Source organism: Undibacterium sp. RTI2.2 (assembly GCF_035018705.1).
GTDB lineage: Bacteria > Pseudomonadota > Gammaproteobacteria > Burkholderiales > Burkholderiaceae_D > Undibacterium.
This window is the reverse complement of the sequence record NZ_JASJXN010000014.1, coordinates 15,467-30,225: the sequence shown is the minus strand read 5'-3', so window position 1 is coordinate 30,225 and position 14,759 is coordinate 15,467. Positions and strand designations below refer to the sequence as shown.

Annotated in this window: 13 protein-coding genes; all 13 read left to right on the top strand. The window is 45.5% G+C overall.

From position 1 onward, the window contains the following. Positions 1 to 60 precede the first annotated feature (60 nt). The 13 genes from mltG to QN395_RS09490 all read left to right on the top strand — a co-directional run bounded on the left by mltG (position 61) and on the right by QN395_RS09490 (position 14,582). A complete protein-coding gene (gene mltG, locus QN395_RS09550; RefSeq protein WP_322119178.1) occupies positions 61 to 1,071 on the top strand; it encodes an endolytic transglycosylase MltG in 1,011 nt (336 codons plus the stop codon). 70 nt (positions 1,072 to 1,141) lie between these two features. Then, on the top strand, positions 1,142 to 1,834 hold the full coding sequence (gene tmk, locus QN395_RS09545) for a dTMP kinase (RefSeq protein WP_322119177.1): 693 nt from the start codon (positions 1,142 to 1,144) through the stop codon (positions 1,832 to 1,834). Then, on the top strand, positions 1,831 to 2,865 hold the full coding sequence (locus QN395_RS09540) for a DNA polymerase III subunit delta' (RefSeq protein WP_322119176.1): 1,035 nt from the start codon (positions 1,831 to 1,833) through the stop codon (positions 2,863 to 2,865). The genes tmk and QN395_RS09540 overlap by 4 nt, the downstream gene beginning before the upstream one ends. A 10-nt stretch (positions 2,866 to 2,875) precedes the next feature. Continuing rightward, positions 2,876 to 3,265: a PilZ domain-containing protein gene (locus tag QN395_RS09535; RefSeq protein ID WP_322119175.1), complete on the top strand. Its 390-nt coding sequence runs from the start codon at positions 2,876 to 2,878 to the stop codon at positions 3,263 to 3,265. A 92-nt stretch (positions 3,266 to 3,357) separates the two neighbouring features. After that, positions 3,358 to 3,864, top strand: coding sequence for an N-acetyltransferase family protein (locus QN395_RS09530; protein WP_322119174.1), 507 nt, complete (start codon positions 3,358 to 3,360; stop codon positions 3,862 to 3,864). Between the two features lie 143 nt (positions 3,865 to 4,007). Continuing rightward, positions 4,008 to 4,928 carry a 23S rRNA (adenine(2030)-N(6))-methyltransferase RlmJ gene (locus QN395_RS09525; protein ID WP_323492347.1) on the top strand — a complete coding sequence of 307 codons (921 nt, stop codon included), beginning with the start codon at positions 4,008 to 4,010 and terminating at the stop codon, positions 4,926 to 4,928. A gap of 477 nt (positions 4,929 to 5,405) precedes the next feature. Continuing rightward, positions 5,406 to 7,058: a 3-(methylthio)propionyl-CoA ligase gene (locus QN395_RS09520; RefSeq protein WP_322119172.1), complete on the top strand. Its 1,653-nt coding sequence runs from the start codon at positions 5,406 to 5,408 to the stop codon at positions 7,056 to 7,058. Positions 7,059 to 7,254: 196 nt separating this feature from the next. Continuing rightward, positions 7,255 to 8,427, top strand: a complete 1,173-nt coding sequence (locus QN395_RS09515) for a branched-chain amino acid ABC transporter substrate-binding protein (protein ID WP_416200157.1) — start codon at positions 7,255 to 7,257, stop codon at positions 8,425 to 8,427. A 149-nt stretch (positions 8,428 to 8,576) separates the two neighbouring features. Continuing rightward, positions 8,577 to 9,467, top strand: a complete 891-nt coding sequence (locus QN395_RS09510) for a branched-chain amino acid ABC transporter permease (RefSeq protein ID WP_416200156.1) — start codon at positions 8,577 to 8,579, stop codon at positions 9,465 to 9,467. Positions 9,468 to 9,470: 3 nt separating this feature from the next. Then, entirely contained in the window at positions 9,471 to 10,757 is a 1,287-nt protein-coding gene (locus QN395_RS09505; protein WP_322119169.1) for a branched-chain amino acid ABC transporter permease, read from the top strand. Continuing rightward, complete coding sequence (locus QN395_RS09500; RefSeq protein ID WP_322119168.1) at positions 10,754 to 11,521, top strand: ABC transporter ATP-binding protein; 768 nt, start codon at positions 10,754 to 10,756, stop codon at positions 11,519 to 11,521. Before QN395_RS09505 ends, QN395_RS09500 begins: the two co-directional genes overlap by 4 nt. Beyond that, positions 11,518 to 12,219, top strand: coding sequence for an ABC transporter ATP-binding protein (locus tag QN395_RS09495; RefSeq protein WP_322119167.1), 702 nt, complete (start codon positions 11,518 to 11,520; stop codon positions 12,217 to 12,219). The genes QN395_RS09500 and QN395_RS09495 overlap by 4 nt, the downstream gene beginning before the upstream one ends. Before the next feature lie 281 nt (positions 12,220 to 12,500). Then, positions 12,501 to 14,582, top strand: coding sequence for a 3-hydroxyacyl-CoA dehydrogenase NAD-binding domain-containing protein (locus QN395_RS09490; protein ID WP_322119166.1), 2,082 nt, complete (start codon positions 12,501 to 12,503; stop codon positions 14,580 to 14,582). Positions 14,583 to 14,759 lie beyond the last annotated feature (177 nt).

Below are 14,759 nucleotides of genomic sequence, written 5' to 3'. Positions count from 1 at the left end.
CAAGTTTTTAATAATTTAAGCTTTTAACTCAACATTTTTAATCAGGTCACAATTTTTGGTATGGCGTTTATAAAAAAAATTTTCGTTCTCATTATTTTGCTTGGTGGCGCTGCTTGCGGTGGTTTTGCTTATTGGGCAATGCAACCTATCTTCATTCCAGAAATAAGTAGCGGCACATCGGTAGATAAACCAATTGATTTCAGCATCAAAGCCGGTAGTAGTGTTCGCAGTTCTGCCCGACAAATCTACGAAGCGGGTGTTCCGATTAATCCTATATTGTTCGAAGTGCTAGCACGTGCTACCGGCAAGGCGAATAAATTAAAAGCAGGTTCTTTCGAATTAGAATCTAATAAAACGCCGTTAGACCTATTGAACAAAATCGTCAGCGGTGATTTTTCGTTTGGTGCTTTGGCGATTATTGAGGGCTGGACTTTTCAGCAGATGCGTAAAGTAGTCGATACTAATTCTGACTTAAAGCATGATACTGCTGGTATGTCCGACCGCGACCTGATGAAAAAAATCGATCCTGATTACGCATTGCCGGAAGGTTTATTTTTCCCTGATACCTATTTGTTTGCCAAAGGGTCTAGCGATCTGCAAATTTATCAGCAAGCACATAGTGTGATGATTAAAAAGCTCAACGAGGCGTGGGCAGCAAAGAGCACAATGCTGCCGTATAAAACAGCTTATGAAGCCTTGATCATGGCATCTATCATCGAAAAAGAAACCGGCCAAAAATCTGAGCGCACTATGATCGCTGCGGTATTTGTTAATCGTCTCAAGCTAGGCATGCTTCTGCAAACAGATCCGACGGTGATTTATGGCATGGGGGATAAATATCAAGGCAAAATCAGAAAAAACGATTTGCTCACCGATACACCGTTTAACACCTATACTCGCACTGGTCTGCCGCCAACGCCGATCGCATTGCCCGGAATCGCCTCATTGACAGCGGCGTTTACTCCCGCGAAAAGTGGTGCTTTATATTTTGTCGCCAGAGGTGATGGTACTAGCCAGTTTTCTGATGATTTGAGTGAGCACAATCGTGCCGTTAATAAATATCAGCGCTAGATCAAGATTGAAGTAAACCAAATTGAATTACCAAAAACTATAGCAAGAACTGATTAAAGAATTGATTTGTATGTCGATAGCAAGCAAAACAAGTGCAGCAACAAGAGGCAAGTTCATTACTTTTGAAGGTATTGATGGCGCCGGTAAATCCACCCATATTGCATATGTGGCAGAGCAGTTGCAGCAGCATGGGATTAAGGTTGTGTCTTCCCGTGAACCCGGTGGTACGGCATTAGGCGAAAAATTACGTGATCTGCTTTTGCAGGAAAAAATGCATTTAGAAACGGAAGCCTTACTCATGTTCGCCGTACGCAGAGAACATATCGCTCAAGTAATAGAACCGGCCTTAGCTCGCGGTGACTGGGTTATTTCTGATCGCTTTACCGATGCGAGTTTTGCTTATCAAGGTGGTGGACGTAAATTGGCGCTGGAAAAACTGAATGCACTGGAACAATGGGTACATCCCGATTTACAGCCTGACATGACATTTTTGTTTGATGTGCCTTTAGAAGTAGCACGTGCCCGTCTGGATGCAAGCCGCGATCTGGATAAGTTTGAGCAGGAAAAAGCAGAATTTTTTGCAGATACCCGCGCTGAATATTTGCGCCGCGCCGCTGAGTTTTCAGAACGTTTTCAGATCATCGATTCGACCCGTCCGATTCCTGACATCCGTGCGTATCTTGATACCTTGATTGAGCGCTTGTGTAGTGAACCTGAACCATATTCATTTAAGTCGCATTCAAATCAGCAGACGCAGGTATGACGCATCCACTTTTTATCTGGCAGCAAGACGCTTGGCAACAATTGAATTTACTACGGCAGCGTATGCCTCATGCGATTTTGCTATACGGTCCTGAAGGCATCGGCAAAACTGTTTTTGCCGAACATCTGGCGCAGTCCTTATTGTGTGAAGCACCTTCCGCAGACGGCCATGCCTGCGGTACTTGCTTATCTTGCGGCTGGTTTGGGCAGTACAGTCATCCGGACTACCGTCGGGTCAGGCCCGAGTTACTGGATGAGGAAGAGGGCGCCGCCAGCGAGGGCGATGCTCCTGAGCCTGAGAAAAAAACAAAATCTAGCAAAGCACCATCAAAAGAAATCGTCATCAATCAGGTGCGGGCATTGGGCGATTTTATGAATATTTCTACCCATCGTCAGGGACGACGTGTGATCGTGTTGTATCCGGCCGAAGCCTTGAATATCCCGGCGGCCAATGCCTTGCTTAAATCATTGGAAGAGCCGAATCCCAATACGGTATTTATTCTGGTCTCAAACAGTCTGGATAAATTGTTGCCGACGATTTTGTCGCGCTGTCACAAATTTGGAATGGGTTTGCCAGACAAACAGCAATCTTTGGACTGGTTGAAAACCCAACAGTTAGGCGATGCAGAGACCTGGCTGGCGCAGCAAGGTGGCGCGCCCTTATCTGCCTTATTGATGTCGCAGTCGGAAGACAGAGCGGAGTTAGACGAATTTTTGCGTCAGTTAAGTAAGCCGGGTGTTGATTCCAGCTTGAAAATTGCGGAAAAAATACAAAAACTTAGTGTGCCGAATACGGTCGCCTGGTTGCAGCGTTGGTTGTATGATATTTTTTCTTATAAACAAACAGGAAGAATCCGGTATCATCCTCGATATCAAAAAGAGTTAGCTGTGCTCGCCCAACGTGTTGACGTCCATGCTTTATTAAATGTGATTAAGAGCACGAATGAGCGTCAGGCAATTGCCAGTCATCCTTTGTCTGCCAAACTCTTTATTGAAGATATGCTGTTGGATTACTCTTCACTATTTCACTGAAAGCTTGTTTATGGCCGACTTGCCCGCCGATCCTGGTATTCCTTTGAACATGCCAACACCGGCGCGTCCTTCCGTGTTGTCATTGGCAATTAAAGAGAAGGCAGCGCTGTACTCTGCCTATATGCCATTCCTAAAAAATGGCGGTATCTTTGTACCAACCAATAAATCTTATCGCTTGGGCGAAGAGATTTATCTGATTTTGACTTTATTAGATGACCCAAATAAATATCCTATCGCTGGCAAAGTAGCCTGGATCACCCCGGCAGGTGCTGGCAATAACAAGTCACAAGGTATCGGCGTCCACTTTCCCGATGATGAAAGTGGTACACGTATCCGTTTAAGGGTGGAAGAGTTATTAGGCGCTGCGATTCGTTCATCGCGCGCAACTCATACGCTTTAGCATCCACTTTTCAACTCAAGCGCTTTGCCTTGAGTTCGTTGACGAGACTATGTTGGTTCAAACGTCCTAAATTTCTCCTTGTATTGATAATTATGTCTGGATTTGTTCCCTCCCATCGCCTGGCAAGATTCGCTGATCTGCCAGCGATTGTCGCTATCTATAACTCTACTGTTGCTTCCCGTCAGGTCACTGCCGATACTGACCCAATATCGGTTGAGTCCCGACACGCCTGGTTCAACGAGCATACGCCAGACAAACGTCCGCTGTGGGTGATTGAAGACAATGGAAAAATTTTAGGCTGGCTGTCATTTTCTAATTTTTATGGACGGCCCGCGTATTCCGGCACAGCAGAGCTTTCTATTTATTTACATGAGGATGCCCGCGGTAAAGGCTTGGGGCGATATTTTCTGAATCAGGCGATTGCCTATGCTCCGCAAATCGCAGTACATACTCTGCTGGGATTTATATTCGGTCACAACACACCCAGCATGAATTTATTTGCCAAGTTTAACTTTGAGATTTGGGCAAATATGCCCCGTGTTGCTAACTTGGATGGCATTGAACGTGATTTGATCATCATGGGGAAGCGGATTAGCTGAGACTGAACTTCCATCTGTTTTAAGGTGCTTTAAGTCGTTTTGAGCCTGTCTAGGCTTAAAAAGAGTAAAATCCGGCATCGAACCTCAATGGCTTGCTTTCTCAACGGAAGACAAGCCATATATTTTTATAGGAATCACTCATTATGCTGAGCTATCGCCACGGCTTCCATGCAGGCAACCACGCAGACGTTCTCAAGCATTTCGTCACAATTCAATTACTGAATTATTTAGGTCAGAAAGATACGGCCTACACCTACATAGACACGCATGCTGGTGCTGGTTTGTATTCGCTGGATGCTGGTTATGCAACAAAAAATGCCGAATTTGAAACCGGCATTGCTCCGCTGTGGGATCGCAAAGACTTGCCGCCTAGCCTGGCTGAATATGTTGACCTGGTTAAAGAGCTAAATCCAAGCGGCAAGATGCGCTACTACCCCGGCTCGCCTTATTGTGCCGACAAAATCTTACGTGAACAAGATCGTCTACGTTTATTCGAGCTACATCCTAGCGAGATTAAAATCCTGAGCGAGAACTTCCGTAAGCTCGATGCGCATCTGGCAGCGCAGGGACACAGACCGACCACCAGAGGCAAGCGTGTCATCATTGCCGCTGGTGACGGCTTTGAGGGTGTAAAGGCTTTGTTGCCGCCACCATCACGCCGTGGTCTGGTTTTAATTGACCCTCCGTATGAAGTAAAAGATGACTACCGCCGCGTCAAAGATACGGTGGAAGATGGTTTAAAGCGTTTCCCTACCGGTACATTTGCTGTCTGGTACCCAGTGCTGATTCGTCAAGATTCCAAGCAATTACCTGAAAGATTGAAGCGTTTGCAAGCCAACGGTTGGCTCAATGTGACTTTATCGATTAGCGGACCCACGCCAGACGGTTTTGGTTTGCATAGCAGCGGTATGTTTATTATTAACCCGCCATGGACACTGGAAGCCACGCTGAGAGAAGTCATGCCGTATCTGGTCAAAGTCTTGGGTCGCGATGCAGCCGCAGGTTTTCTGCTGGAATCTGGAGAGACGCAAACTATTGGTAAGGGACGTAAAAAAACGACTTAATCGTTGTGCAAGTGCTATTTGCCTGCGGAGCAAATATCGTCAGTAATTTGAGCCAACGTTGGAGCAACTTTGGCGTAAATGATGTGATCCATGATTTGAAATAGATTGCCGGGGCAGAAATGTCGCCGGCAATTTTTTTATATGCAAATTCAGTCACAGAAAAATACATCAAAAACCGATTGAAAAATGTCTCAAATTGGCGGTTTTTAATACCTCTCTGTTGCATTGCAATATCGGTATTTTTATGAAATCGAGGATTTACTCTAATGAGGATGCCAGAATATAAAAAATTTCTCAAAAAACATGGTGCCTTGCAACATAAATAAGGATTGACGAATTAGTACGGTCGTACAAAAATCAGGGCGAAAGAATTTAATTCGGTAAATAAAACAAAAAAGCGAACCGAATTACAAAACCTTGCATGCTTGCCAGATATCTAATAACTTAGAATAACTTAGCACTACTTCGGGAGAACAGATGTCGCAGTATCAACAAAGTCCGGTGATGGGACAAATGATGAGTAAGCCTCTGCTTATTTCCAGTTTGATTGAACATGCAGATCGTTATTTTGGTAGCAGCGAAATAGTCTCAAGGCGTGTAGAGGGCGATATCCATCGCTATAACTACCGCGAATGCCATAGCCGCGCTAAAAAGCTCGCCAATGCGCTTAAACAATTGGATGTCAAAATTGGTGACAGAGTCGCCACATTAGCGTGGAACGGTTATCGCCATCTGGAAGCTTATTATGCGGTTTCCGGTTCCGGTGCTGTATTGCACACGATCAATCCTCGTTTGCATCCAGAACAGATCAGCTACATGGTGAATCATGCGGAAGATCAATATTTGTTCTTCGAGATAAATTTTTTGCCTATCATCAAAGCCATTGCCAGTCATTGTCCGACTATCAAAGGCTACATCATGATGTGCAGCCGCGAGCATTTACCCACAGACGGTGCTGTACCTAATTTGATGTGTTACGAAGATTTGATCGACGCTAATTCAGATGATTTTGTCTGGCCTTTATTTGACGAAAACTCCGCATCTAGTTTGTGCTACACGTCTGGTACTACGGGTAACCCCAAAGGCGCACTGTATTCGCACCGTTCAACTGTCTTACATTCTTATGCATCGGCAATGCCAGACGGATTAAATGTCTCTGGCCGTGATTGCGTGCTGCCTGTGGTGCCGATGTTCCATGTCAATGCCTGGGGTTTGCCATATTCGGCTCCACTGACGGGAGCAAAACTGGTTTTCCCTGGCCCAGCCCTAGATGGCAAATCTTTATACGAATTATTTGAGCAGGAGCAAGTTACCTTTTCTGCGGGCGTACCTACGGTCTGGCTGGGCTTGCTGACGTATGTCGCACAAAATAATTTGAAGTTCTCTAGTTTTAAACGAACTGTAATTGGTGGCTCGGCATGCCCTCCAGCCATGATGAAAACCTTACGCCATACCTACGGGGTAGAAGTTGTCCATGCATGGGGCATGACTGAGATGTCGCCATTAGGTACTACTGGTACCTTGATGGCAAAGCACAGTTTATTGTCCGATGAGGCACAACAAGCAATCTTGGAAAAACAAGGCCACGTAATCTATGGCGTTGACATGAAGATTGTGGACGATGCAGGCAAAGAATTGCCTTGGGATGGCAAAACCTATGGTAACTTGCTAGTCAAAGGTCCATGGATTATCAGCAGTTATTATAAGCACGAAGGTGGTGATGTTCTTGAGGATGGCTGGTTCCCGACAGGTGACGTTGCAACTATTGATGCTGATGGTTATATGCAGATTACAGACCGTAGTAAAGATGTGATTAAGTCGGGCGGTGAATGGATAGGCACGATTGATCTGGAAAATGTAGCAATGTCCCATCCTGCCGTTTTACAAGCTGCATGTATTGGTATTTTTCATCCAAAGTGGGACGAACGTCCTCTTTTGCTGGTCGTAAAAAAACCAGGTGCAGAGATAGAAAAACAAGAACTGATCAGTTTTTATGAAGGAAAAATTGCAAAATGGTGGATGCCAGATGACGTTGTTTTCATTGACGCCTTACCTTTAGGTGCAACAGGAAAGATCTTGAAAAATAAATTGAGAGATCAATTCAAAGACTATCAATTACCAACGGCTTGATTTAAAAGGGAGGCAGGATTGAGTAGCGCATTTTTACTCAAAAGTTCTAAAGCAAGAAAGAAGCACAGACAACAATAAAAAAGATTTTAAAAATTCTATCAACATCCACAAATAAAATATTGGAGTGAGACAAATGAAATTTCAATTACGTACACCGGTGTTAGCTGTTGCCCTGGCATTATCCGCACCACTGACGATGGCAGACACAATCAAAATCGCTTACATCGATCCACTGTCAGGCCCATTTGCACCCGTGGGGCAAAATATTCTGAACTCGTTTCAGTACGTGGCAGATAAAGCCAATGCTGAGGGCTGGGCTGGTCCGCATAAATTTGAAGTGGTTGGCTTTGATAATAAAAGTAGCCCACAAGAATCCTTAAGCGTACTGAAAACCGTAATCGATAAAGGTTTCCGTTATATCACGCAAGGTAATGGTTCTGGTGCCGGTTTGGCGTTAGAGGATGCGGTCAACAAATACAACGAACGTAATCCTGGCAAAGAAATTGTTTACCTCAATCACGCAGCTGTTGATCCAGACATGACCAATAGCAAATGCAGCTTCTGGCATTTCCGCTTTGATTCCAACTCAGACATGAAAATGGAATCCCTGACGACTTATATGGCGCAGGATAAAAATATCAAGAAGGTTTATATCATTGGTCAGAACTACTCTTTCGGTCAGCAAGTTACCCGTGCCGCGAAAGAATATCTGGCACGCAAACGCCCTGATGTACAGATCGTTGGCGATGATTTACATCCAATTGGTCAAGTCAAAGATTTCGCTCCGTATATTGCAAAAATTAAAGCATCGGGCGCAGATAGTGTCATCACAGGCAACTGGGGTGCTGACTTGGCGCTCTTAATTAAAGCGGCTAAAGATGCAGATCTTAAAGCTAACTTCTACACCTACTATGCTGCAACAACAGGTGTGCCGACTGCAATGGGTGCGGCGGGTATAGATAAAGTGAAATACGTCGGCTACTGGAACCCGAATAATGAAACTTTCGCCGGTAAAGATATCGTTGAGGGTTATAAAGCAAAGTACAAAGAAGATTACTATTCTATGGCGACGTATTCTATTCTTTCGTACATGGCTAAAGCCGTGAAAGATGCCAAATCGATAGAGCCAAAAGATGTTGCTTTCGCTATGGAAGGTTCCAGAGTTAAAAGTTTAAATGGCGACACCGTGATGCGTAAGCTGGATCATCAAATTCAGCAGCCCTTATACATCGCAACTTGGGTCAAAGTGAACGACAAAGACGTTAAGTTTGATCAAGAAAATACAGGCATGGGCTGGAAGACAAATCAGAAAATTGATGCCTTTGTCGCTACTCAGCCTTCTTCATGCCAAATGAAGCGTCCAGGTTAATTAATCAGATAAAGAGAGCAGCACTTTGGTGCGCTCTCTTTTTTTCTTGTTAATTAGTACGATCGTCCATTTTTTCCAAAAGGATCTTTGCAGTGGAATTTACATTGATCACCTTGCTGAACGGGGTTAGTTACGGACTGCTCTTGTTTATGCTCTCCTCTGGACTGACGCTGATTTTCAGTATGATGGGCGTACTCAATTTCGCCCACGCCAGTTTTTATATGATAGGTGCATATTTTGCCTATGGCATCAGCTCCAAACTTGGCTTTTGGCCTGCGTTGCTCGTTGCCCCTTTGCTTGTTGGCGTCTTGGGAGCACTTGTAGAGCGTTATGGCCTGCGTTCAGTACATAAATACGGGCATATTCCCGAACTATTATTCACCTTTGGCTTGTCTTATGTGATTGTGGAATTAGTGCAGTTGATCTGGGGACGCTCTACTGTGCCGTATGCGATTCCTGCTGCATTGGATGGCCCTTTATTCACTTTGTACACAACGACTTTCCCGATGTATCGCGGCTTTATGATGTTTGTCGCCTTACTGATGCTGATCTCGATTTATTTATTGTTGACCAAAACTCGTATCGGTCTAGTGATACAAGCTGCATTGACACACCCAGATACGGTAGAGGCGCTGGGACACAATGTGCCACGCGTATTTATGCTGGTGTTTGGCGGCGGTTGCGCGCTGGCAGGATTGGCTGGCGTTGTCGGCGGCAATGCTTTTGTTACGGAGCCAGGTATGGCAGCGACACTAGGTAGTATTATTTTTGTCGTGGTGGTGGTCGGAGGCATGGGCTCGTTAGCGGGTGCTTTTGTCGCCTCAATACTGATTGGCGTCGTACAAACATTTGCTGTCGCACTGGACTATTCATTTGTGACGGTGTTCGCAAAAATGGGGACACAAATTACCGATACAACACCCGGTTATGCTCTGCTCAATCTCACAATTGCGCAGACTGCACCCATCATGCCTTACCTAATGTTGGTACTTATCCTCATCTTCCGGCCACGTGGTTTGCTGGGTACTCGCGAAGGATAAAAAATGACAAATACTCTTAACTATAAACCTCTCAATCTGGTGCGCTGGATTGTATGGGGCTGCTTTGCTCTGATGTTGATCGTTGCGCCATTGATTTTTAAGTCCGGCGGATCGCTTTCTCTGCTGTCTCAAATCGGTACGCTCATGATTTTTGGCCTGTCCTTCAATATGCTATTGGGGCAGGGTGGGATGCTTTCATTTGGACATGCAGTGTATTCGGGATTGGGGGCATTCTTTTCCATTCATGCGATGAATTTAGTCACGAATGGCTCGCTCATTTTCCCAATTACTCTCATTCCCTTAATCGGCGGCGTTGCCGGTATGGTATTTGGCGTCTTGTTTGGCTACGTCACGACCAAAAAATCAGGAACAACATTTTCTATGATCACATTAGGGATCGTTGAACTGGTATTTGCATGTTCTTTGATGTTTCCAAATTTCTTCGGTGGCGAAGGCGGCATTTCAACTAATCGTGTCATTGGTCAGCCATTTTTGGGTATTACTTACGGCCCCCAAATTCAGGTGTATTACCTGATTGCGTTCTGGTTATTTATCAGCACGATCGGTATGTATGCTTTTACTCAAACCCCATTGGGACGCTTGACGAATGCGGTGAGAGATAATCCAGAACGGGTAGAGTTCATCGGGTATAACACACAGTGGGTGCGTTATCTAACATTGATTCTTTCTGCGTTTTTTGCCGGGATTGCAGGTGGTTTGTCGGCGATTAACTTTGAAATTGTCAGCGCCGAGAATGTCAGTGCCGTGCGTTCTGGTGGTGTTTTGTTGTTCACTTTTATTGGTGGAATTGGCTTCTTCTTTGGACCATTGATCGGTGCAGTACTTGGCGTCATGCTGACAGTAATGATGTCTGATTTCACCAAAGCCTGGCAATTGTACTTAGGGATTATTTTTATTCTTGTGGTGATGTATGCACCTGGTGGTGTGGCCAGTATTTTGATGATGAATTTACGCGTTGCTAAGTTTGGATTGTTTAAACGTGTCTGGTCACCGATGTGGAAATTATTGCTGGCGTCCGCCATCGCCGTGATTGGCATCGTACTCGCCATCGAGATGTTATATCAGCGCACCTTAGAGGCGTCGCAAACTTCCACAATGAACCTGTTTGGTGTCAATCTCGATACAGCCTTGCCAAGTTCATGGCTGATTGCTACCGCCTTTATCGTAGTTGGCGTCGCCGGATTTATCTTTGCTAAACCACCATTCCAACAAAAATGGGGCGAAGTGAATACCGAAATCGAAGAGCAAATGCGGAGGGTGCAAGCATGAGTCAGTTCTCCCTCGAATTAAAAGAAGTCAGAAAAAGTTTCGGCAAATCAGAAATCATCCGTGGTGCGACCTTGCAAGTACCCAAGGGCGAACGCTTTGCGATTATTGGACCAAATGGTGCGGGAAAATCGACGCTGTTTAATTTAATTTCTGGTCGCTTCCCGATCACTTCTGGCGATATTTTATTGAATGGTGAAAGTATTTCTACGCTCAAGCCGTTTGAAATCAATCGTCGTGGTCTATCGCGCTCTTTCCAGATTACCAATATTTTTCACCGTTTATCGGTATATGAAAATTTGCGCTGTGCGGTCTTATGGTCGCTAGGCTACAAATATTCTTTCTGGCATCGGCTGAATGGTTTAAAAGACGCACATGAACGTGCCGAGGCGGTGTTGGAGCAAATTGGTCTCAAGCGGCGTCGTAATATTACTGCTGGCTTGCTAACTTACGCCGAACAACGTGCGCTGGAAATTGGCATTACGATTGCCGGTGGTGCCGATGTAATCTTGCTGGATGAACCTACTGCAGGGATGAGTCGTTCAGAGTCGGATGCCGCAGTCGAGCTGATTCGTAAAGTCACCGTGGGCAAAACATTGCTCATGGTGGAGCACGACATGAGTGTGGTGTTTGGTCTGGCAGATAAAATTGCCGTAGTCGTTTATGGTGAAGTCATTGCCTGCGACACCCCGATGAACATCCGAAACAATCAAAAAGTGAAAGACGCTTATTTAGGTGGGCATGCACCTGTGGAGGCAGCAGCATGAGTGCATTGTTAGAAATTAAAGATTTAAACGCTTTCTATGGCAAGAGCCATGTTCTGCATGGCGTCGATTTGGTGGTGAATCAGGGAGAAATTGTTAGCCTGCTTGGACGCAACGGCGTTGGTCGTTCGACGACAGTCAAAGCGACGATGGGGCAGGTGAATTCGACAGGCTCGATCAAGTTTAAGGGCGAAGAAATTATCGGCTTGAAGGCGTTCCAGATCGCTCACAAAGGCTTGGGATATGTTCCGGAAAATCGCGATATTTTTCCAACACTGACCGTCGAGCAAAATTTGATTCTGGGCGAAAAATCCGGCAAAAAATCACGCTGGGCTCTGGACGATATGTATCAGATGTTTCCTCGCCTGAAGGAGCGCCAGCATACTGCTGCTGGGGTTTTGTCAGGTGGCGAGCAACAAATGCTGACGCTGTGCCGCACCTTGATGGGTGATCCTGATTTGATCATGATTGACGAGCCGACCGAAGGTTTAGCGCCAAAAATCGTAGAACTGGTCGCTGAATATTTGAAAGAGCTTAAGAATCGCGGCATTTCAGTCTTATTAGTTGAGCAGAAGCTGGCAATTGCGCTAGAGATTTCTCAACGGGTGTATGTCATGGGACATGGCTGCATTGTGTTTGAAGGCACCCCAAGCGAGTTACGTGCTAATGATGCTATCCGTCGTGAGTGGCTGGAAGTTTAAATATACTCTACCCCAGTAATATTTATTCGTCCAATGATTCTCTGGACAATCGGCATACTTTCCTTGTTTTTAAGGGGAGTATGTCGAATAGTTGATGTTTAAAAAATTTTTATGTTGAAATAATACGATCGTACTATTTTGCGGTATAGTGAATGTCGGTGAATGAAACTAAAGCATTATTTAATGCAATAGTTTTAATCTGGCAGTGATCTGCACTGTACTGGTTAAATAGCTTATCTAAGCCTGCCAAATCAATAACATTTCAACCTTTAGGAAGAGACATGAGCGCAGAATATCAAGTCAACGGCAATGTTGCCGTCATTACGCTAAATAATCCCCCTGTGAATGGTTTGGGTCACTCCACGCGCAGTGCGATTGTTGAGGGCATGAAGCAAGCCTTAAACGATGACGCGGTTAAAGCAATTATCATCACGGGCGCGGGCAAAGCGTTTTCTGGTGGTGCGGACATTAAAGAATTCAATTCACCTAAAGCCATGGCAGAGCCAACGCTGCATACGGTGATCAACGTGGTGGAAGGTTCCAGCAAGCCTGTTATCGCTGCGATTCATTCTGTCTGCATGGGCGGCGGTCTGGAATTGGCGTTGGGTTGTAACTATCGTGTCGCTATCGCTGGCGCACAAATCGCTCTGCCAGAAGTTAAACTCGGCATTTTGCCGGGGGCGGGCGGTACGCAGCGTTTGCCACGCGTATTAGGTTTGGAAATGGCCCTGAACATGATCGTTTCCGGAACTGCTATTCCTTCTGAAAAGTTGGCAAAAACAGCCCTGTTCAATGAAATGATCGAGGGCGATCTGATGCAAGGTGCGCTAGCATTCGCGGCTAAAGTCGCGGATGTGCGACCTTTGCCAAAAGTACGTGACATTAAAGTTAACTATCCAAATTACGAAGCCTTTTTACAGTTCTCACGCAACACTGTGCGTGCCATGTCAGGACCTTTCCCTGCTCCATTGAAATGTGTCGAAGCCGTTGCGGCTTCCATCACGCACAAGTTTGACGATGGTATTAAATTTGAGCGCGAACTATTTCTTGAGTTGGTTCAGACCACAGAATCTAAAGCTTTGCGTCATGCCTTCTTCGGTGAGCGTGCCGCCAGCAAACTACCTGATGTACCGGAAGATACTCCAGTTCGTCCAATCAAATCTGCTGCCGTGATCGGTGCAGGTACGATGGGCGGTGGCATTGCGATGAACTTTGCTAATGCCGGCATCCCGGTACAAATTCTAGAAATGAAGCAAGAAGCATTGGACAAAGGCTTGGCAACGATTCGTAAAAATTACGAAAATACCTTGAAAAAAGGCAAGCTGACGCAAGAAAAATTTGACCAGCGTGTTGCGCTGATCACTGGTACTTTGTCTTACGAAGCCATCGGCCAAGCGGACATCGTAGTAGAAGCCGTATTTGAAGACATGGGTGTGAAAGAGCAGGTATTCAAAAAGTTGGATGAGGTTATGAAGCCTGGTGCGATACTCGCGTCGAACACATCCACACTGGACGTCGATAAGATCGCTAGTTTTACCAAACGTCCGGAAGATGTCGTCGGAACGCATTTCTTCAGCCCAGCCAATGTGATGAAATTGTTAGAAATCGTCCGTGGCAAAAAAACCGCAAAAGACGTGCTCGCTACGACCTTGGCCTTGTCCAAAAAAATCAAGAAGACCGGCGTAGTGTCTGGTGTCTGTGATGGCTTTATCGGTAATCGTATGATCGAGCAATACAGCCGTCAAGCCGGTTTCTTGCTGGAAGAAGGCTGCACACCGGAGCAGGTTGATAAAGCGGTCGAAAAAATGGGCTTTGCAATGGGTCCATTCCGCATGGGCGATTTGGCTGGTAATGATATTGGTTGGTATATTCGCAAACGCCGCTATGTAGAAAAACCAGAAGTAACCTATTCCAAAACTGCAGATTTACTCTGTGAGTTAGGACGCTATGGTCAAAAAACAGGTGCAGGCTGGTATGACTACAAACCGGGCGACCGTAAAGCGTATCCATCGCAAATCGTCAACGACATGATCGTCAAGCATTCTGCCGATCTTGGTGTTGAGCGTCGCAAAGTCAGCGATCAGGAAATTGTTGAACGTTTGATCTACGCATTGGTCAACGAAGCCGCACACATCCTAGAAGAGGGCATCGCTACCCGTGCATCAGATATCGATATGGTCTACTTAACCGGCTACGGCTTCCCTTTGCATCGCGGTGGCCCGATGTTCTACGCTGACACTGTTGGTTTGCCAAATGTCGTCATGGCGATGGATAAATACGCCAAAGGTCGTCACGGCGACGCATGGAAAGTAGCACCGTTGCTGGCAAAGCTGGCAGTAGAAGGAAAAAGCTTCAACGGTTAAACAAATATTAAGTAGTTGAAATTTCAGTTGAAATATAAAATGCGCAGCGTAAAACCTGCGCATTTTTGTTTTTAATCCAAGATTAAAGACGCTAGTTAAAGAGTGTCAACTTGCAATTGATTGTGCCTAATCATTCCAATCCAATAGGATCGCATTTTGGAGGTAGCCTTGTTTTCA